The organism is Arthrobacter sp. zg-Y769, from assembly GCF_020907405.1.
GTDB lineage: Bacteria > Actinomycetota > Actinomycetes > Actinomycetales > Micrococcaceae > Arthrobacter_B.
The window spans coordinates 398879-417786 of sequence record NZ_JAJJOE010000004.1 but is presented as its reverse complement, the minus strand read 5'-3'; the positions used below and the strand labels follow the sequence as shown (position 1 = coordinate 417786).

Genomic DNA, 18908 nt, shown 5'->3' with positions numbered 1-18908 from the left:
CAATTAGTCCCTTCCTCACATAGTCCGGCTCCTTCACAGTGGTTGAAACGTGATGTACGTCACGCTTCACTTTGACTGTCAATGGAGACCCGATGAGAAGCATGAAGCCGAGAATGAAAGTCCGGGGCGCACTCAGCGCCTTGCTGATTGCCAGCCTCGCCCTGGCATCCTGCAGTACGGCAACTGCAGAGGATGAACCCGCTGACGCACAATCCGCTTCGGCAGCAACCTCCGGGAGCACCGACGCTTTGGCCGCCGCCTATGAAGGTACGGTCGGCACCCCGCCCACCGAATCGGTTCCAGTCCCCGAAGACCTCACGGCCTGGATTGTCTCCTGCGGACAGTCACAGGTGACCTGCTCGACACCTTCCCAAGCTGCGGCGGATGCGGCGGAAGCCATCGGCTGGCAAAGCAACATCTGTGACGGCCAACTCAATCCCAACGGTTGGGCCAGCTGCATCCGTCAGGGTGTGGGTGCCGACGCGGACGTGATCCTTGTGATGGGCCAGGACTGCTCCAGTTTCCAGGGTCCCCTCGAGGAAGCACGCGCGGCGGGAATTACCACGGTGGGGGTCGGAGCCAACGACTGTGACATCGACGGCGGCGAGCCGCTGTACTCCGGCATAACCAAGAAGCTGGACGGACTGGACAACGAGCAGTGGTGGAACATGGTCGGTAAATTGCAGGCAGACTGGCTGATAGGCCAGACCGACGGCGATCTGAAGCTGCTGGAAGTGACGTTTGCCGACGCCAGGTTCGGACCCTGGATCAGCGACGGCTTGAACGCCGCCCTTGCGGACTGTGACACCTGCGAAGTCGTGGGAACACTGCAGCTGAGCAACCAGGACGCGGCGAGCGGCACCATGGCACAGAAGCTCTCCACCGCCCTGCTCCAGGCGCCGGATGCCAACGCCATCTCCGTGCCGCTGGACGGCTGGTTCCTGGCAGGTCTCTCGCAGGCCATTGTGTCTTCCCAGCGTTCTGACGATCTGGCCGTCATCGGCACCTTCGGTCAACGCAGCAACCTGGACCTGATTGCGGCAGGCGAAGGCCAGGATGCATCCGTTACCTTCAGCCTGGAGTGGGACGGCTGGTCCGGTGTGGACACCGCGCTGAGGCTGATGGCTGATCAGGAGATTGCCGCCTCCGGCGTCGGGCTCCAGGTGGTGGACGCGGAAACCAATATGCCCGCCGACGGCACCTCCTTCACGTACAACCCGGAAATTGATTTCAAGCAGGCGTATCTGGAGGCTTGGGGCAAGTAGTGGCTGCGCATAACGAAAACCGCCGTTCCGTGCCCGCGGCAGCCGGGGGCACGGAACGTGCGGATGACCAAGCGGGGGCCGTTGCCTTGGCCGCACACGGACTGGTGAAGTCATTCGCCGGCGCCAATGCGCTCTCGGGCGTGGACCTGACGGTTACCGCTGGAACCATCCATGCGCTGCTCGGGGGCAACGGGTCGGGCAAATCGACGGTAATCAAATGCCTCGCCGGCGTCTACCAGGCCGATGCAGGCACAATCAGCGTCCACGGCGAAACCCTTCCGGCCCGGCAGGTGACCCCGCGCCGCGCGCGTGCCGCCGGACTGAGGTTTGTTCATCAGGATCTTGGCCTGTTCGATTCCCTGAGCGTGGCGGAGAATTTCGCGTTGGACGCGGGCTTCCCCACCAATGCGCTGCACGGGATCCGTTGGCGGGAATTGCAGAACCGGGTGGATGGGTTGCTTGCGCACTACGCCATTGCGGCCCGGGCAACCGACCGATTGGGTTCGCTGCGGCCCAGCCAAAAAACCATGGTGGCCGTGGCGCGGGCCCTCGCCGACCAGCAGGACAGCGAATACACGCTGCTGCTGGACGAGCCGACGGCGTCTCTGGCTGAGGACGAGTCCAGGGAACTGATGGCGGCACTGCGCTCCCGTGCCAACCACGGGCAGACAATCGTGCTGGTGACGCACCGTTTTCGTGAAATCGAGGAAGTTGCAGACCACGTAACGGTGCTCCGCGACGGCATCGTTGCCGGCGGCGGACCCGTGGCTGATACGTCCATCGCTGCCATCGTTGACATGATGTCGGGCGCCGGTCCCGCCGGCGATGAGGTTGTGCATCGAACTCCGGCGCCGAAGGCCCCGGGAGCCGGCGCGCGAAGCCCCCTCTTTGAAGGCAGGGATCTTTCCAGATACCCGCTGACTGACGTAAACCTTTCGGTGGCATCCGGGGAAATCGTGGGACTGGCCGGGCTGGCAGGTTCAGGCCGCTCTACCGTCCTGCGCGCGATTTTCGGAGACACCGCTCTGACCGGCGGAAGCATGAGCCTGGACGATGCGCCCCATGAACCGTCCTCTCCCGCGGACGCGGTTCGTTCCGGCGTCGTCTTCGTACCGGAAAACCGCCACCGGGACGCAGCCTTCCTGGACCTCGGAGTCCGGGAAAACGCCTCTGCCACCGTCATCGGGCGCTACTGGCGCAGGCTCGTGATGAACCTGCGGATGGAACGTGAGGATACCCACCGGCTGCTGGCCGACCATTCGGTTCGCGCTGACGGAATAGAGATCCCGATCAGCAGGCTCTCCGGCGGCAACCAGCAGAAGGTGATCCTGGCACGCTGGTTGCGGCGAAAACCCCGGCTGCTCCTGCTCGACGAACCAACGCAGGGAGTCGATGTGACCTCCCGCCGGGATATCTACCGGTCGCTGCGGGACATCGCAGCACAAGGGTGCGGAGTGCTGGTGGCCTCCAGCGACCTCGACGAACTCGCCGAGCTGTGCGACCGGATCCTGGTCCTGGTGGAAGGCCGTATCGTCGCGGATCTTGACCCCGCGGACACCGAACGCAGCACGCTTGCCGCCGCCGTGATGGCCGCAAATCACACCATCCACGCCCCCAAGAAGGATCAGAAGACTAATGGATAGCAGTCACGCACCGGCAGGATCCCTCGAGGCCCGGGAGGCCAAAGTTGCCGGCCCGGCCGGGTCGGAAGGCTCCCGGACCCGGCCGCAACGCAGCGCGGGAGGCCGGCTTCTGGGCGCGCACCTGGAACGTTTTGCCCTGCCGCTGCTGCTGGTCCTGATCATCGCCTTCTTCGGCGTTTTCCCGGCCAGCTCCACTGTCTTTCTGAGCGGCGCCAACGTCTCGGTGGTGCTGGCAAACCAGTCCGTCGTTACTCTTGTCGCCCTCGCCCTGATATTTCCCCTTGTCGCAGGGCACTTTGATTTCTCGGTTGGCGGTATCGCGGTCCTGAGCAGCGTAGTCACTGCAGCCTCCATGGCGCATTTTTCGCTGCCGCTGTGGCTGTCCTGCCTGCTCGGAGTGGCAGTAGCTGCCGTTGTGGGAGCGGTAAACGGACTGCTTGTGGCACGGTTTGGGATGAACGCCTTCGTCTCCACCCTCGGCATGGCCACACTTCTGGGCGGACTCATCCAGTGGTACACCGGCGGGCTAGCCATCATCGGCGTGGATCCGGCGTTCACCACGTTCGGCAGCAGCAGCTGGCTGGGCCTGCCGCGGGTGGTGTACGTGGTGGCAGTGCTCGCTTTCCTGGCCTGGTATCTCCTGACGCATACTCCCTTCGGCCGCGCCCTCTACGCCATCGGGTCCAACAATCGGGCCGCCGTCCTGGTGGGCCTGCCGCTGCGCCGGTACACACAGACCGCCTTTTGCCTCTCCGGAACTTTGGCCGGGCTGGCAGGGGTCATCCTTGCGGCACGAACGGGCGGGGCCAATGCGGACAATGGAACCTACCTGCTTTTCCCTGCCTTGGCTGCTGTCTTCCTGGGAGCAACCGCCATATTGCCGGGCCGCTTCAACGTTGTCGGAACCGTGTTCGGAGTGCTGTTCGTGGCGGTCAGCGTCAGCGGCCTGACACTGAGCGGCGCTGCCAACTGGGTGGACCAGGTCTTTAACGGCGTGGCGCTTCTTGTCGCCGTCGGGCTGTCCAGTTATCTCGGCCGGCGCCGTTCGGGCGAAGGGACGTAGTGGAAGGGCAGCTCAACCGCCGCGACGAGAAGAAGGTGAGCCCAGTAGCCGCTCGCCTATGCTGTCCCCCATGAAGTCCATCGATCTGAACCTCCTGCCGACGCTTCAGGCCCTGCTCCAGCTGCGCAATGTCTCGAGGACGGCGGAACACCTGCAGCTGAGTCAGCCGGCTACAAGTGCCGCCCTCTCCCGGCTGCGCCGCTATTTCGACGACGAACTGCTCGTCCGTTCCGGCAGGCACTTCGAGCTCACCCCGCTGGCACAGGACCTGGTCCCGCTGGTGGACGAGGCGCTGCAGGGCCTGGACCGGGTCACCGGCATCCGGAGCAGGTTCGATCCCTTCACCAGCGACCGCGAGTTCACCATTGCAGCGTCGGACTACGCGGCAACGGTGATTCTGGAACCGCTGCGCCGCATCCTGCAGGTTGAGGCACCCGGTGTCAGCGTGAACGTTGTCTCGGGAGATGCGATGCCCCTGCACCAGGCCGATTTCACCCGCTGCGACCTGATGGTCGGACCCACCGGGTACTCCCTGCCCGGGGAGAAAAAAGCGGTCTTCCGGGACAGCTTTGTGGCGGTGGTCGATTCCGGGAACGCCATCCTGCAGGCGGACCCCCTCCGTGCGGAGGACCTGGGCAGGCTCCCGCACGCGGTGGGCAACTTCGGGGCATCCATCAAAACCCCTGCAGACCTCTTCTGGGAGACGCTGGGAATTGAACGCCGGGTCGCCGCGCAGGTATCCGGGTTGCTTGCCCTCCCGCTGCTCGTCGAAGGGACGGACCTGGTGGCGGTGGTTCCGAAAATGCTCGCCCTCAAATCGCAGCGGGGAGCAGGGATTTCGATCATTGAATTTCCTGCGGAAACGGAACCCGTGCTGGTGGAGGCCATGTTCTGGCACCCCAGCCGGGCCCAGGACCCGGCCAGCCTGTGGCTCCGGTCCGTGGTCCAGCGCGCCTGCGCCCAGCGGCACCCGGAGACCAGCGTCGTAACCCGCCTGGCGAAGGTCGGCGGGACACCGCGGCCCTGACGGTTCAGCCCCGCGCCGCCGCGGCGCCGTCGTAACTGCGCGGCAGGCGCTGCCGGGGCCGGGCACGCACCAGGGTGGATGCTTCACGACGGGGTCCCACAGTGTTCGTGATGGTGCCGATGCCCTCCACCGTCATGCTGACGCTGTCCCCTGTCTGCAGGGGCGGCGGAGCCTGATCACCGAGACGTCCCCACAGCTCGGCGAGGCAGCCGCTGCCGCAGGTGCCGGACCCCAGCACATCGCCCGGGAGCACCCGTGAATCCTGCGAGGCGTAGGCCACCAGCTCGGCAAACGGCCAGCCCATGTTGGACAGCAGATCCTCGCCGACCCTGGACCCGTTGACGTCCACGCTCATCCGCAGGGCCAGGAAGCCGTCGGAGTCGTGCCGGTCCTCGAACTCGTCGGCAGTGACGATCCAGGGACCCAGGGTGCCGGCGAAGTCCTTTCCCTTGCACGGGCCCAGGCTGACCTTCATCTCCCGGCGCTGCAGGTCCCGGGCGGACCAGTCGTTGAAGACCGTGTAACCGAAGATGTGCTGCTGCGCCTGCGCTGCGCTGAGGTTGGTGCCGCTGCTGCCGGGAACCCGGCCGATGACGGCGGCGACCTCCGTTTCGAAATCCAGCTGGCTGCAGCCGGCCGGAATAGCAATCTCTTCATCCGTGGCCCGGATGGTGTGCGGATTGCTGAAATAGAAGGTGGGGGCCTGGTACCACTCCTCCATCACGCCGGGTGCGCCGTCGATGCTGATCCGCATCCCCTCGACGTGTTCCTCGAAGGCAACAAAGTCACGCAGGGTGGCCGGCACCAGCGGGGCCAGCAGCACCACTGAGGACAGCGGCGCGGATGAGGGGCCTCCGATGACCCGTTCCGCAGTTGCCAGGGTTTCGTCCAACCCGGCCTCGAGCAGGTCATTGGCGGTCTGTCCTGCGGGAAGCCCGTAGGCGCGGTCCTCATGGATGAAGCCGGAGCGGACCTCGCCGCCGTCGTTCCAGCGTGCGAGCTTAACCATCGATTTCAATTCCTTCCCTGGGTGCGGCACCGTTGGCTCCGGTCTCTGCACGGCCGGCACGGATCCCGAGGGCTGCGGCATTGCCGCCGAGGATTCCCTGCTCCTCCCGGACGGAAAGACCGGCGGTGCGGACGTCCCCTACCGGGTCTTCCGAGCCCATGTCGAACGGATAATCCGAGCCCAGCAGGATCCGGTCCGGCCCGGCGGCCCCGGCCAGCGCGCGCAGTTCGACGGGACTGTGGGTGAGCGAGTCGAACCACAGGCGGCTGATGTACGACGACGGCGGGGCAGCGCAGCCGCGTGCGTCCGGCCGGACCCGCCAGGCATGGTCCGACCGGCCGAGCGTGGTGGGCAGGTATCCGCCGCCGTGTGCCGCGATGAGCCGCAGCTCCGGGTAGCGGTCCAGCACCCCGGCGAAGATCAGGTGCGAGAGGGCGACGGCGTTCTCCGCCGGCTGCGAGACGGTATTGGCCAGGTAGAACCGGTCCAGCCGCTCATCCAGCGAGCAGCCGAACGGATGCAGGAAAACCAGTGCGCCGAGTTCTTCGGCGCGGGCCCAGAAAGGTTCCAGCCGGGGGTCGGACAGTTCCACGGTCCCGGCGTTCGGTTCCTGCCCCGGGAGACGGTCAATGGCGGGTGCGTAGGACCCGATCTCCACCCCCAGCAGGCCGCAGTCCAGCACCGCGTGGTCCAGTGCCGCCACCATGGCTTCCGGGTGCTGCAGGGGAACGAGCCCCAGTCCCGCCAGCCGGCCGGGGGCGGACGCCACCAGCTCCATGACCGCGGTATTGGCCCGGCGGGCAATTTCCGCCCCGAGCCCGGCACCGGCGAAGTAGTAATAGTGCGACGGCGAGGGGGACACCAGCTGCACGTCGACTCCCGCGGCATCCATGTCCGCGAGCCGACGGGACAGGTCCACCAGCCGCGGCCAGCGGTCCCGGATCATGGCGCCGGAGACTGTCAGCGATTCAGGTCCCTGCCGCCGGGCATCGAGCTCCTGCGAAGCGGCGAACTCCGCCGGAGCGCTGGCCGCCACGTACTCCTGCAGTGCCGGCAGCAGGACGTGGGCATGCACGTCCACCACCGGGGCGCCGGGCTGCTGTCCGCTCATGCGGGCTGGCTTACTGCTGCCGCCACCGTTGCGATCACGCCCGGAACATCGGCGTCCCGGATCTGCCCGTCGAGCATCCACTGCCCCAGCTGCACCGATCCCTGGATGACGATCCTGGCCCGTTCCAGCCGCCGCTCCGTAAAGGCCGCCCAGAGGCTGTCATCCAGTTCGCCGCGGCTGGTCAGCAGATCGGCCAGGACCGCCGCGTCCTCCACGGCCAGGGCAACACCCTGGGCAATGGTGGGAGGGCAGCTGTGCGCGGCGTCCCCGATGATCACCGCCCGGCCCCGGTTCCAGGGTCCGTCCACCAGATGGGTGGTGAACCGGGTGTAGTTGATCCTCGCACTGTGGTCCAGGCTGGTCCGGATTTCCTTCCACGGCCCGCCGTAGGCCGCTGCGAGACCGGCCATGATCTGCGGTCCGTCCTCGACCCTGCGGTCCTGGGCATCCTCAACCAGGTAGGCGTACATGCTGTTCTGGCCGGTGGGGCAGTACCCGGCGATATAGCAGGGCCCTCCATAGGTCAGGTCGGTGCGGACCACGTCGGCGGGCCGTTCCACGAACGCCCGCCAGATGCCCATCCCGGTGGGTTCCGGTTCGGTGGTGATGCCGATCGCCGCACGCACGGCCGAGTGGAGCCCGTCCGCGCCGATCAGCAGGTCGTAGGGAAGCCGCTCGCCGTCGTCGGTAATGACCGTGACCGAACCGCCGTCCTGTTCCACGCCCTTGACCCTCCTGCCGTAGCTGATGCGCGCTCCGGCGTCGGCGGCGCGGCGGCGGAGCGCGTCGGCGAGGTCCGGCCGGTACATCCCCAGCGTTGCGGGCAGGTCCGCCCCGCCGGTCCGGACGTCGTCAACGACGGAGAGCACGGTGCCCGCAGGATCCGGGGCGCGGAGGCCGAGCTCGCTGAAGGCGAAGCCCTTGGTGGCGATTTCCTCCCAGATGCCGAGCTGGCGGAAGATGCGCAGGGCGTTGCCCTGCAGGGTGATCCCGGATCCGAGCGGGGACGGACCGGATTCCTTCTCCAGGACTTCCACATCCACGCCGGCGTCGGCCAGCAGAATCGCCGCCGTTAACCCGGCTGCGCCCGAACCGACAATGCCTACCTTGCTCACAGCTGCCATGATGCAAACTCCTTTGTTTTCATTCCGGCGGATTATGTAGCGGGTTACTTCACGGCGATGGGATTGACCGGCGAGCCGACTGCCCCGGTGATGGGCAGGGGTGCGGCCGTCAGCAGAAAGTCGTACCGGCCGTCGGCGGCGCAGGATGCGGCGAGCTGCTCCGGATCCCACATTTCACCCAGGAAGAGGCCGAGGTTGGGGATGGCGATCTGGTGCAGCGGCTGGAAAGCCGTGTCGAATTCATTGGGCCGGACCTCGAAGCCCCACGTGTCGGTGGCGATTCCGGCGATCTCGCTTTTATGCAGCCAGGGTGCCATGCCGAAGGACAGTCCCGGCGCCGGACCTCCTGCGTACTCGCCCCATCCCTGGCGCAGGGTTCGGGCGTATTGGCCGGTGCGCAGCACCACGATGTCTCCGCGCCGGATCGCCGAGCTGGGCCCCTGCTTCTCGATGGTGGCTTCGATGTCCTCGGCAGTGATGGCGTATCCGTCCGGCAGCTCGCCGTCGTCACTGCCCAGTGCGGGGCCGAGCGCCCGCCCGACGTCGAGCAGCACGCCCCGGGTGACGATCTGCGCCGCCGCGGTCTGGATCCCGGTGACCAGGTCCCCTTCGCTGGTCACCACCGAACCGGCGCGGCGGCCGTTCCAGGCCTTTCCCCGGTCGAAAATGTGGCCGAGTCCGTCCCACTGCGTGGAACACTGCAGCGGCATGGCGATGTAGTCGTCGGCTCCGCCGATGCCGTGCGGAAATCCCTGGTCGCCGAACTCTGCGTCGGTGCCGGTATCCGTCATGGTGTGCACCGGGTTGGTCCGGCGGCGCCAGCCCTTCTGGGGGCCGTTGGTATCGAACGGCTGGGAGAGGGAGAACGTCTGCCCGGTGCGGACCAGCCCGGCGGCCTCGACCCGCTTCGCCTCGTCGATGAAATTCAGGGTGCCCAGGACATCGTCCGGCCCCCAGCGGCCCCAGTTGTTGTGCGCGGCGGCCATCGCCTCGATGCTTCCCATCGGGTCGTTGCGGCGGATGATCTCTTGGTCTTCGGCATTGATTCCGGTCACGGTGCCACCTCATCCCTGCAGCGCACAAGCTGCGTTCCCAACCCGGTAATCGTGCCTTCCATAACGTCGCCGTCGCGGAGCATCCGCCCCCAGTGGGCCCCGTTGCCGGCGGGGCTGCCGGTCAGGACCAGGTCCCCGGGCAGCAGCGGCATCTGCTGGGAAGCATGTGAAACCAGCTGGGCCACGGTGAAGATCATGTCCGCGGTCGATTCCGCCTGCATGGTTTCGCCGTTGAGCCGCAGCGTTACCATCAGGTCCTGCGGATCGGCCACGAACTTTGCGGGCAGCACCAGCGGTCCGGTCGGCAGGAAACCCGGGGCATTCTTAGACCGGTACCAGTCGCTGCCGATGGCCGGCATGTCCTTGCGGAAGACCAGGTCCCGGGTAGTGATGTCGTTGACCATCGTGTAGCCGAAGACGTATTCCAGGGCCTCCTCGGGGCTCACGCGGAAGGCCCGCTTGCCGACGACGGCGGCGAGCTCCAGTTCCCAGTCATGGGCCTGGCTGTAGCCCGGGAGCACCAGGTCCTCGGTGGCGGAGGCCATCGCCGTCGGGAGGCCGATGAAAAAGTACGGGGTGCCCTCGGCTGCCCGCCGATCCATCGTGGCGGCGGTCCGTGCCCGGATTTCCTCCTCCGTGCCTTCACCGTCGCGGTGCGCCACTGCCAGGTCAATGACGTGCTGGCGGTAATTGGCCCCGGCCTGCAGGACCTGCTGCGGCCGCAGCGGCACAAGCACCGTGAGGTCCGCGTAGTCCAGCCAGCCTGCGCTCGGCTCTTCCGCGAGCCGGTCCAACTGGCCCTCGGCTTTGTCCCAGTGTTCGACTACCGCTTCCAGGGTGAGCCTGTCTCCGGGGAGGTCCAGGTTCGCGTCAGTCAGCGGCAGGACGCGGCCGCCGGATTCCAGCCCGGCCCGGGTCTCACCTGTGCCCGGGTCCCGAAACGTGATCAGCGAGTAGGTCATCGACTCAGCCCCTGCCGTGCTTGGCGTAGGGGTTGAGCAGCGCTTGTTTCATTTCCTCCGAGGCGCCTTCCTCCGTGGCGGTGAACCCGTCCGCCAACGGGAAGGATTCGGTCAGCGAATGCGGCATGGTCCCGTTGCGGTAGAAGTTGTTTGAGCCCTGGGAAGGCGTCCAGGTGCGCGGCTCCCAGTCCGGCACGTAGTTGCGGTAGCCGCCCGAGTTCAGTTCCACCCGCAGCGCACTCGGCTCCCGGAAGTACAGGAAGTTCTGCTCGCCGATGCCGTGGATGGAGGGGCCATATTCCATCGGCGTGCCGTTTTCCATCAGCACATCTGCAGCGCGGAGCAGGTCCTCATGGGTATCCACCCAGAACGCAATGTGGTTGACGCGTCCGGCCCGGCCCGAGGTATCCATGACCACCCCCAAATCGTGCGATTTTTCATTGGTGGTAAGCACGGAGAAGACGGTGATCGGCGCCTCGTCCAAGGTAGTGAAGGCCATGATCCGGAAGCCCAGGACGGCGCTGTACCAGTCGGCGAACCCGGTGACATCGCTGCTGGCCACGGTCACGTGATCCAGGAAGCGCGGCGCCGCGGCGTGGCTGCTCCGGCGTTCCGGCCGGTCCGGGTAGATGGATGCCAAACCGGGTTCCGCTACGTACGGCTCCACCTCGTAGAACAGTTTCATCGGGTGCCCGTAGGGGCCGGTGAATTGATAGGCCTTGCCGTGCGCATGCCCGCCCGGAATCCATTCGCCCTGCACTCCCGCGGCTTCCACGTTTGCCGCCGCTGCCTCGAGCGCCTCAGCGGACGCCGTGCGCCAGGCCATGTTTGCCAGGGACGGTTCTTCCCCCGGCCGTACCACCAGGCTGTACCGGTAGTGGTCACCCCAGCAGCGCAGATAGGAAACGCCGTCAAGGGAATCAACCAGGCGCATGCCGAAGTTCTCCACATAGAACCGGGTGGAGGCCGCGACATCGGGGCTGCTGATTTCCAGGTGTGCCAGATGGGCGAGGAGTCGTTCCACGGGCTTTCTCACATTCGTTAGGTGCTGAGCTTTTCAGAACCTAACTGTGATCGCCATCACGTAGTTGTGGAAGCACTCTTTTCCTATGGCAGGTATCCATGCAACGAATGGTCACGCGCCGGCACCGGAGCGGTGGCCCAGAACGCCAGCGCCGCGACCGGCAGCACCACGCCCAGACCGGTGAACAGCTCCAGCGCTGCCGGGCCCTGGCCGCTGACGACGCCGGTCAGCATCATCGTGACGGTGATCGAGGACAGCATAAACACCGGCACCAGCACCACCAGCAGGGCGATGCCTGCGGCGCGGACCCCGGCCCGCCGTCGTCGTACCGCCACCCACAGCGCCGGCAGCACCAGCGCGATCCAGACCCAGTGGTGGAACCAGGAAATCGGCGAGATCGCGAGCATCACGACGGCGTTCGCGCTGATCGCAGCCAGGGTGTCGCCGCGCGCGTCCGAACGGCGGATGGCGAGGAAACCCAGCACAACGACGGCGGCCGAGGCCAGCAGCCAGAGCGGACGCTGCAGTGCCTCGGGGGTGCCCAGATGCGTGAGGAACGAATTCAGCGACACGTTGTACATGTCCGTGGTGTCGCCGACGCGGTCGGAATTGAAGAGCGAGTCGAACCAGAAGGCCCGCGACTGCTCCGGTGACGCGAGCCAACCGACGGCAATGGTCGCGGCGAACGCGGCACCCATGGCCAGGATGGCCCGCCAGTCGCGGCGGACCAGGAAGATCAGCCCGAAGGCCAGCGGCGTGAGCTTGATGCCGGCCGCGAGTCCGATGAGGATGCCGCGCGGCACCTTTGACGACGCCGGCCGGAGCAGGTCCGCGACGATTAGCAGCATCAGCATCGGGTTGATCTGGCCGAAGCCCAGGCCTTCGCGCCACGGTCCGAGCACGCCGATCAGCAGAGTGGCGAGGACGGCCACGCCGGCGCTGCCGCCCAGCGCGGTGTGCAGCTTCTCCGGCAGCACTTCGTTTTCCTGCAGGTAGCGCGCAACGAGGACGGCGGTCAGCACCAGGCAGGCGCACGACGTCGCCGTCAGCAGGACCAGCCCCACGGCCTCGGGCAGGACCGCGAACGGCGTCAGCAGCAGGGCGGCAAAGGGCGGATACGTGAACGGCAGGCCGCGGGTGTCCGTTTCGACCAGGGACGGGTCATACAGCCGGTGTTCGCCCAGGCCGAGGAAGGCCCGGGCGCCTTCCCGGTACACGGTGAAATCCAGACCGTGGATCTGCGCGCCGAGGACCACCAGAACCAGCGCAACCGGAAGTCCGAGGGCGAACCAGAGGATCCGGGTACGGGTGCGGGGCGCCGGGTCCGCCGTTGAGATTGCCATGCCTGCCAGTTTAGACGGCGGGGTTCCGGCAGCTTGCCGGAGTGCTCCCTATTCTTCGTGCGGGCCGGCCGGCGGGACGCTGCCCAGATCCAGGCGCAGAAAGATGCTGTTGGGATCCGCGGTGTAGCCGCCGAACGGCGGGCAGGGCCGAAAGCCGTGCCGCTGGTAAAGCCGCCGCGCGGGCGCGAAGAAGTCCTGGGTGCCGGTTTCCAGCAGCAGGGCGGCGTAGCCGCGGGACCGTGCCTCGACGACGATCATCTGCAGGATGCGTGTTCCGACGCCGCGTCCGCGGGCAGCTTCGGCGGTGCGCATGGACTTGATCTCGCCCTGGTGCGGGCCGAGCTGCTTAAGCGCGCCGCAACCCAGCAGCTGCCCGTCCTCACGCACGGTCCAGAAGGTTATGGCCGGGGCCTGCAGGGCGGCGGGGTCCAAGGCATGTACGCTTTCGGCCGGGGAGGTGGCGAACATGTCGGCGAGATGCTCGGCCAGCAGCTTGAGTACGTCTTCCCGGCCAGGATTGTCGAGCTGCAGCTTCACGGTGTTCCTCTCCCGGATGCGCTGAAGATTAGCGCCGCCGCCGCGGGTTCGGTATCGGGGCTGATGCCAGGGCCCGTTGCGCGGCCAGGATCTCCGTCAGGGTTCCGGGCTTGGCATAGACCTTGCCCGCGGGGGTTGCGTCCGGAACGGCGGCGTCGGGAACGGCTGCGGCCGCTGCCTGCGCCGGGGCGGTGGCCTGCAGGTTCAGGCGCATAAAGGTGCTGCTGGGGTCGGCGCGGTAGTTGCCAAACGGCGGGCAGGCGGTGAAGCCGTGGCGCTGGTACAGCCGCCGGGATGAGGCGAAGAACTCCTGTGTGCCGGTTTCCAGCAGCAAGGCGGCATAACCGCGGGCGCGGGCGTTGGTGATGATCTGCTGCAGGAGCAACTGGGCGACGCCGCGTCCGCGGGCTGCTTCGACCGTCCGCATCGAGGTGATTTCCCCGTATCCACCTGCACCCCCGGGCGCGGCAGCGAGCTCCTTTAATGCACCGCAGCCCAACAGGGCGCCGTCCTCGCGGACCGTCCAAAAGGTGACCGAGGGGTCCCGCAGGGACGGAGGAGTCAGGCCCGCAGCCACTGTTCCGGCGGGATACAGCAGGTCGCGGTTTTCGGCGAGCAGGGCCCGGACGTCTGCCTTGCCCGGATCATCACGGAGGACGCTTACCCGGTGCGCTTCCAGGGGCGGGCCGGCCTTCCCTCCCCGGACGGTGGGGCGTGTGTCGCGGATGTCCGGGATAAGGGGCAGGGCCGCCGTCGTTGCCTGCTGGCCCGCACCGGTGAACGGCATCGGACCCGGAACGCGGATCGGCGGCGGGGTGGGGATGAAACCGGGCATTTCTTGCTTCTTCCAGCTCTGGAACGGAGACAGGCTCCCGAATGTCTTCCGGGACGTCGACTGCTGTCCCGGTAGAACCCAGCCAGCGATCCCGCCGGAGTGCAGCTGCGGGACCCGCCGCGTCTTCTCCGCCAGAGTCTAGCGGGTGCCCGCCGTGACGGTGGGCACCGGCACAGCTGGCTCACGGTGGGTCCGCCGCTGCTGGATTGTCGGAATCCGGACCGGAATTCCCTCGGTCCCCGCCCGTATTCCCTCGGTTTGGGGAAAACCCTGCGGTTTGCGGCAATCCCTGCGCCGCGCGGCGCAGGGAACTGGACATACCGCAGGGAACTGGACAAACCGCAGGGAACTGGACAGATCGCAGGGAACTGGACAAACCGCAGGGATTCGCCCGCCGTCGCCCCCGGGGGCCCTCTATTCCTTCATTACCGTCTCCAGGACGGGGTGGAAGCCCGGGCTCACCCGGTCCGGCCGCCCCGCCAGCTGGGAAGCCCTGCAGGTGGAAGGCCTGCAGCAGCGGACCAGCAAGCGGAAGGCAAAGCGTCAGGAGTCCAGCTTGGCAGTCGCTCAGTCCCGGCCAGTGCCTGGGCGCGGCGATGATCCTTGCCACCCTCGTGCTGGCCGGGCCGGCCGGACAACGGCGTGCCCCCGCCGCGTCGGTGCGCGCACATGATGTGCTGGGCCGGTCAGTTACCCGACGCTGAAGCGAGGTCCCGTGTTCACAGGATGCCGACGACGCCGGTGCCCGCCGCTCGGTCGGGCACCGGCACCCGGGACTAGCGGGCGGTGAGTTCGCGGGCGGTGGCGGCCAGTTCCGCCATCCGGGGGTTGGCTTTCTCCAATTCCGCGGCGTGCTCGGCGACAACTTCCTTCTTGGTCTCAAGAATCAGGGCGTCGAATTCGTCCCGCACGCCTGTTTCCAAGGAGCAGTTGTAATACTCCACGGCCAGGGCCGCTTCGGCGGGAGTGGGCGTGTAGGTGATTTCGACGTCGGCGGGAATGATCTCCACACCGGAAGCCTGCTTCGGGCCGCTGCGTTCGGGGTATTCCACCGCCGTGCCGAGCTCGATGTCCGACGTGAAGCCGTACAGCTTGTCGGACGCCGGCGTCACCGGCTCCCCGGCGTCGATCAGGCACTGGACCACTTCCTGCTGGAGGGGTGCCAGGGCCTCAAACGTCCGGTCGGCCAGGCCGCCGGCCAGCTTGCTGCTGAGCCGGTTGTAGTCGATGAGGCTCTGCTCGGCGTTGTCTCCCAGTGCAGCCCAGGCCTTCGTGTTGCAGGCTTCGGACACTGCCTCGAAGGCGTCGTCATGCACAAAGACCTTGGCCGGCGACGGGCCGGACTGTTCGCCGCGGAGCCCGCTGGACGTGGCGTCCTGCACGCTTTCGAAGAAGGCGTCCGCAACGGTGAGCTGGTCCAGCAGATCCGCGCGCCACTGCACTGCCGGTTCCTCCGGCATGAACGCCTCATATTCGGGATAGCCGTTGTCCGCGTAGCACTGCAAGCGGAGGGTGTCCTGGGCCAAATGAATGGCGTCCATATCTTCGGCCAAATAGATTTCGAACGGGTCGGCCGAAGACTCCGAAACCGGTGCCAGGCCGGAATCGGCGGCACAGCCAGCGAGAGCGGCGGCTCCGAAGGCGATGACCCCGAACCCGGCGAGGTAACGACGACGGCGGGCCGGGGTGACGGGGCCGGCGGCCGGTGCGGGCGCAGCGGGGGAGAAGCGGTTGCGGTTCATGATGTGCCTTTCGAGACTGAATCCAAGGTGCGGTGCCGGACCAGCTCATCGGGAGCATGTCCGCAGAACGACAGCAGTAATCAGGTGGAGCAGGCAGTGCTGGTGGGGCGGGGAAGCTGGGGGTGCAGGTCAGGCGGTTCGGAGAAGTCGGGACCGGATCTGCTGGTCCGCGGCGGTCAGTGCTGCAGTGGCCAAGGCCAGTACGAGGAACGACCATTCCCAGTGAGCGGTAACGGGACCGGGTAATCCCGAGGCGGCAAGCCAGGTTTCGAGGGAACCTCCAGACCAGAGCCGGACCAGCAACGGCACCGATGCCACGGCCAGGCCAGCCGTCCAGGGGATCAGACGGGTTGCGCTGACCAGGACCATTCCGACGGCCAGCATCAACGCCGCCGCTGCCAGTGTCAGAGACCGGGCGTCGACGGCAAGCACGCTTGTGGCGTCGTAGAAGAACAGGGCGGCACCGCCGGAGAGCCGGCTTACGGCCAGCGACAGACCCGCGAACGACACACCTGCCGTAACGGCAGCCAGCAGGACACGGCGGGAAGCGCTGGCAGCGGGATTGCCGATGAGGGCCAGCAGCGCCAGGCCGCTCAGCAGCAGCATGGGAGTAAGGGGCGGTGCGAGGATTCCCGTTACCGCGCCAGAGAGGGGGATCAACGGAGCCGTGACTGCCGCGCTGAGATGCAGGGTCCGGCGCATGGACTGCCGGCCGGTCAGCGCGGCAACGAATCCGGCGAGCAGCGCCAGATAAACCGCTGCGGCCGCCGTGGTGAACGGCCCCGCGGCCAGGAACGCCTCCCCGAATCCCTCGCCGGTGGGGCGCCAGCGCAGCGTGCCCGGCCGGACCCACGGACCCCATTCGCCCAGCAGGGTCAGGGTGAGCGCAAGGTAGGTGGCCAACACCGTGGCGGTGAAGGCGATGACGTTGCGCCGCCGCCGACCCACGCTGCCAAGCAGTTCCAGGCCGCGGGTTGCCAGGCCGTTTCCCACGAGGTTGAACAGTTCGGCCGGGGTGGCCCTGGTGCGCTGCTCGGACCGGGCGACGTAGAGCAGCACGCCGATCAGTTCCTCGCCCTGCTCCCGGCGCCAGCGGCGCGGGTAGGCGCACAAGGCCCGGGTGTAGGCGGCCTCCAGTTTGGAGGCGCCCCCGGTCATGCCCCGGCCTGCGCTGCCCGAAGCCGGAGCTTGGACATCGCCTGCCGGGCGTTGGCGGCCAGACGGTCCGCTTCCCGAGCGAGAGTGGCGGCGCCGCCGTCTGTAATCCGGTAGTAGCGGCGGGCGCGGCCGTCCACGACGTCCTCGCCGGAAATCTCCACCAGCCCGTCCTCCCGCAGTCGGTCCAGCACCCCGTAGAGGGTGCCGGGCTGCAGCTTCACCCGGCCGCCGGAGAGATCCTTCGTCTCGGCGATCAGGGCGTAGCCGTGCTTGGGTCCGTCAGCCAGGGCGGAGAGGACCAGGAAGGTCGGTTCGCGCATCTCATGCTTGCTCATGCCCAGAACAATAGTCAGAAAAACTGAATATAGGGAAGAAATGTATATAACGGTTGGGTCACGTTTACTTCGGATAGCTTCGGTGGTCGTGAGATCCCTCCGGTTTGGCAAGAATCCTGCGGTTTGTCGCAATCCCTGCGCCGCGCAGCGCAGGGATTGTCACAGACCGCGGGGATCGAGACAGGCCGCAGGGGTTGGCCTGGTCCTGATCCGGGAGGCCGTAAATCCTCGCCATATTCATGTCACATACATATATTGCTTCCATGAGCACCCGAGAGATGCGCGAACCCACCTTCCTGATCCTGACCGCGTTAGCCAGGGGTAGGCACCACGGCTACTCCCTGCTGACGGAAACCAAGAAGCTTTCCGGTGGGAGGGTGTCGCTCAAACCCGGCAGCCTCTACACGACATTGGACCGCATTCAGGAGGAGGGTCTGGTGGAGGACGCCGGCGAGGAAGTAGTGGCGGGACGGCTCCGCCGGTACTACGCACTGACGGACAACGGGGCGGACGCATTGAAAAGGGAGGCCGACCGGATGGAGGCCGCCGCAGACGCCGCGCGGCAGAGCCTGCGCGTCAGGACCAATGGGGCGCTGGCATGAGCGAATCAGCTGCAATGGAGGAGCGATATCGTCGGGCGTTGAGGGCCTACCCTGCCGGCTGGCGCGCGCGGCACGGCGAGGAGTTCCTGGGGGTGCTGCTCGACGTCGCAGCTGGCGAAGGAAGGGGGAAGCCGACCCGACCGGAGCTGCTGCAGCTGGCGTTGCACGGAACCGTCGCGCGGGTGAACCAGGTCCTGCCGAGCCGCAGTCGGGACCGAATGGCTGCCATCGGGGCCATCTCAGGTACCGCGCTCGCGCTGGTGATGATGGTCCTTGGCGAGGTGGGCCGGTGGTTCCGCTGGAACAGCTACAACCTGGTGGATAATCCGTTCGGAGCGTTCACCACTCCCGCTGCGATCGTTTTTATCCTGACCGTCGCGGCGTTCGGAGCCCGGGCAGCCGGACGGCGCACTACTGCCATAGTCCTGCAGCTGGCTTCCGTCGCTGCAAGCATCGCTCTGACGGTCTTCCTCGGGGTCACGGATCCACCCATCCCGGTTCATCCCCTGGTGTTTGCCGTCTTTGGAGTAACGGGTCTGCTGACGTTGTCCGGTGACCCCATCCGGACCCCGGTGCTCCGAAAGGTTGTACTCATCGGCGCGCCGGTCCTTGGTGTTTTCCTCACCCTCACCAGCTATCTTCAAGGCGGCGGAGCCCAGCGCACCTTCTGGGGAGGCCCCTACCTCATCAACGACCAGCGGTTGGCCTGGTGGGCCCTGGAGCTGGTGGTCCTTGCCGCGCTTCTGGCCGCTGCCGGGCCGAAGGTGCGACCCTGGGCCTGCCTTGTCCTCATCCCCCTGACTTCCCTCCCGCTTTCCGGCATGTTCCTCGGCCTCGGGGGCAACACGGCTATTGGGCTCATCGGGATCCAACCCGGGGTCTTCTATGTCACCTGCTCTGTCGTGGGCGTGGTCAGCGCGTGGGCGGCCTGGAAGCGGCCCGTGCTGAGCTTCGCCGGCCGGGGCACCACGCCAGCCTGAGCCCGGTTGCCCGGGGTTGTTTCCTCGCCGGGGTTCTCAGCGCGGGAAATCTGGCCGGATCCCTCCGGTTTGGGAAAAACCGCATGGTTTGGG

Annotated in this window: 18 protein-coding genes; 6 read left to right on the top strand and 12 right to left on the bottom strand. The window is 66.9% G+C overall.

Features of this window, described 5'->3' with window-relative positions:
* Window positions 1–113 precede the first annotated feature (113 nt).
* The 4 genes from LOC60_RS04195 (at window position 114) to LOC60_RS04180 (ending at window position 4998) form a co-directional block, all read left to right on the top strand.
* Window positions 114–1265 carry a sugar ABC transporter substrate-binding protein gene (locus LOC60_RS04195; protein ID WP_230022453.1) on the top strand — a complete coding sequence of 384 codons (1152 nt, stop codon included), beginning with the start codon at window positions 114–116 and terminating at the stop codon, window positions 1263–1265.
* Complete coding sequence (locus tag LOC60_RS04190; protein WP_230022451.1) at window positions 1265–2908, top strand: sugar ABC transporter ATP-binding protein; 1644 nt, start codon at window positions 1265–1267, stop codon at window positions 2906–2908. Before LOC60_RS04195 ends, LOC60_RS04190 begins: the two co-directional genes overlap by 1 nt.
* Window positions 2901–3971 (top strand): ABC transporter permease, encoded by a 1071-nt coding sequence (locus LOC60_RS04185; RefSeq protein WP_230022449.1) that lies wholly within the window; start codon window positions 2901–2903, stop codon window positions 3969–3971. The genes LOC60_RS04190 and LOC60_RS04185 overlap by 8 nt, the downstream gene beginning before the upstream one ends.
* Window positions 3972–4041: 70 nt before the next feature.
* Complete coding sequence (locus LOC60_RS04180; RefSeq protein WP_230022446.1) at window positions 4042–4998, top strand: LysR family transcriptional regulator; 957 nt, start codon at window positions 4042–4044, stop codon at window positions 4996–4998.
* A 4-nt stretch (window positions 4999–5002) separates the two neighbouring features.
* On the opposite strand, the gene LOC60_RS04175 is transcribed toward LOC60_RS04180, so the two are convergent.
* The 12 genes from LOC60_RS04175 to LOC60_RS04120 all read right to left on the bottom strand — a co-directional run bounded on the left by LOC60_RS04175 (window position 5003) and on the right by LOC60_RS04120 (window position 17233).
* Entirely contained in the window at window positions 5003–6007 is a 1005-nt protein-coding gene (locus LOC60_RS04175; protein WP_230022443.1) for a fumarylacetoacetate hydrolase family protein, read from the bottom strand.
* The gene (locus LOC60_RS04170) at window positions 6000–7118 is read right to left on the bottom strand and encodes an amidohydrolase family protein (protein WP_230022440.1); all 1119 of its coding nucleotides are present in this window, start codon (window positions 7116–7118) and stop codon (window positions 6000–6002) included. Before LOC60_RS04170 ends, LOC60_RS04175 begins: the two co-directional genes overlap by 8 nt.
* Window positions 7115–8242 carry an FAD-dependent monooxygenase gene (locus LOC60_RS04165; RefSeq protein ID WP_230022437.1) on the bottom strand — a complete coding sequence of 376 codons (1128 nt, stop codon included), beginning with the start codon at window positions 8240–8242 and terminating at the stop codon, window positions 7115–7117. The genes LOC60_RS04170 and LOC60_RS04165 overlap by 4 nt, the downstream gene beginning before the upstream one ends.
* Before the next feature lie 44 nt (window positions 8243–8286).
* Window positions 8287–9246, bottom strand: a complete 960-nt coding sequence (locus LOC60_RS04160) for a cyclase family protein (protein WP_230022881.1) — start codon at window positions 9244–9246, stop codon at window positions 8287–8289.
* 47 nt (window positions 9247–9293) lie between these two features.
* Complete coding sequence (locus tag LOC60_RS04155) at window positions 9294–10259, bottom strand: fumarylacetoacetate hydrolase family protein (RefSeq protein WP_230022435.1); 966 nt, start codon at window positions 10257–10259, stop codon at window positions 9294–9296.
* Window positions 10260–10263: 4 nt separating this feature from the next.
* Window positions 10264–11283 (bottom strand): VOC family protein, encoded by a 1020-nt coding sequence (locus tag LOC60_RS04150; protein ID WP_230022432.1) that lies wholly within the window; start codon window positions 11281–11283, stop codon window positions 10264–10266.
* An 83-nt stretch (window positions 11284–11366) separates the two neighbouring features.
* Window positions 11367–12626 (bottom strand): glycosyltransferase 87 family protein, encoded by a 1260-nt coding sequence (locus LOC60_RS04145; RefSeq protein ID WP_230022429.1) that lies wholly within the window; start codon window positions 12624–12626, stop codon window positions 11367–11369.
* Between the two features lie 48 nt (window positions 12627–12674).
* Complete coding sequence (locus tag LOC60_RS04140; RefSeq protein ID WP_230022412.1) at window positions 12675–13163, bottom strand: GNAT family N-acetyltransferase; 489 nt, start codon at window positions 13161–13163, stop codon at window positions 12675–12677.
* 28 nt (window positions 13164–13191) lie between these two features.
* Window positions 13192–13998: a GNAT family N-acetyltransferase gene (locus tag LOC60_RS16265; RefSeq protein WP_331460774.1), complete on the bottom strand. Its 807-nt coding sequence runs from the start codon at window positions 13996–13998 to the stop codon at window positions 13192–13194.
* Window positions 13999–14774: 776 nt separating this feature from the next.
* Window positions 14775–15740, bottom strand: a complete 966-nt coding sequence (locus LOC60_RS04130) for a hypothetical protein (protein ID WP_230022408.1) — start codon at window positions 15738–15740, stop codon at window positions 14775–14777.
* Window positions 15741–15869: 129 nt separating this feature from the next.
* Window positions 15870–16898 carry a hypothetical protein gene (locus LOC60_RS04125; protein WP_230022405.1) on the bottom strand — a complete coding sequence of 343 codons (1029 nt, stop codon included), beginning with the start codon at window positions 16896–16898 and terminating at the stop codon, window positions 15870–15872.
* Window positions 16895–17233: a PadR family transcriptional regulator gene (locus LOC60_RS04120; protein WP_230022403.1), complete on the bottom strand. Its 339-nt coding sequence runs from the start codon at window positions 17231–17233 to the stop codon at window positions 16895–16897. Before LOC60_RS04120 ends, LOC60_RS04125 begins: the two co-directional genes overlap by 4 nt.
* Window positions 17234–17496: 263 nt before the next feature.
* Here LOC60_RS04120 and LOC60_RS04115 point away from each other — a divergent pair, with 263 nt between their 5' ends.
* Both LOC60_RS04115 and LOC60_RS04110 read left to right on the top strand, forming a co-directional pair.
* The gene (locus tag LOC60_RS04115) at window positions 17497–17835 is read left to right on the top strand and encodes a PadR family transcriptional regulator (protein WP_230022401.1); all 339 of its coding nucleotides are present in this window, start codon (window positions 17497–17499) and stop codon (window positions 17833–17835) included.
* The gene (locus LOC60_RS04110; RefSeq protein WP_230022399.1) at window positions 17832–18815 is read left to right on the top strand and encodes a hypothetical protein; all 984 of its coding nucleotides are present in this window, start codon (window positions 17832–17834) and stop codon (window positions 18813–18815) included. The genes LOC60_RS04115 and LOC60_RS04110 overlap by 4 nt, the downstream gene beginning before the upstream one ends.
* Window positions 18816–18908 lie beyond the last annotated feature (93 nt).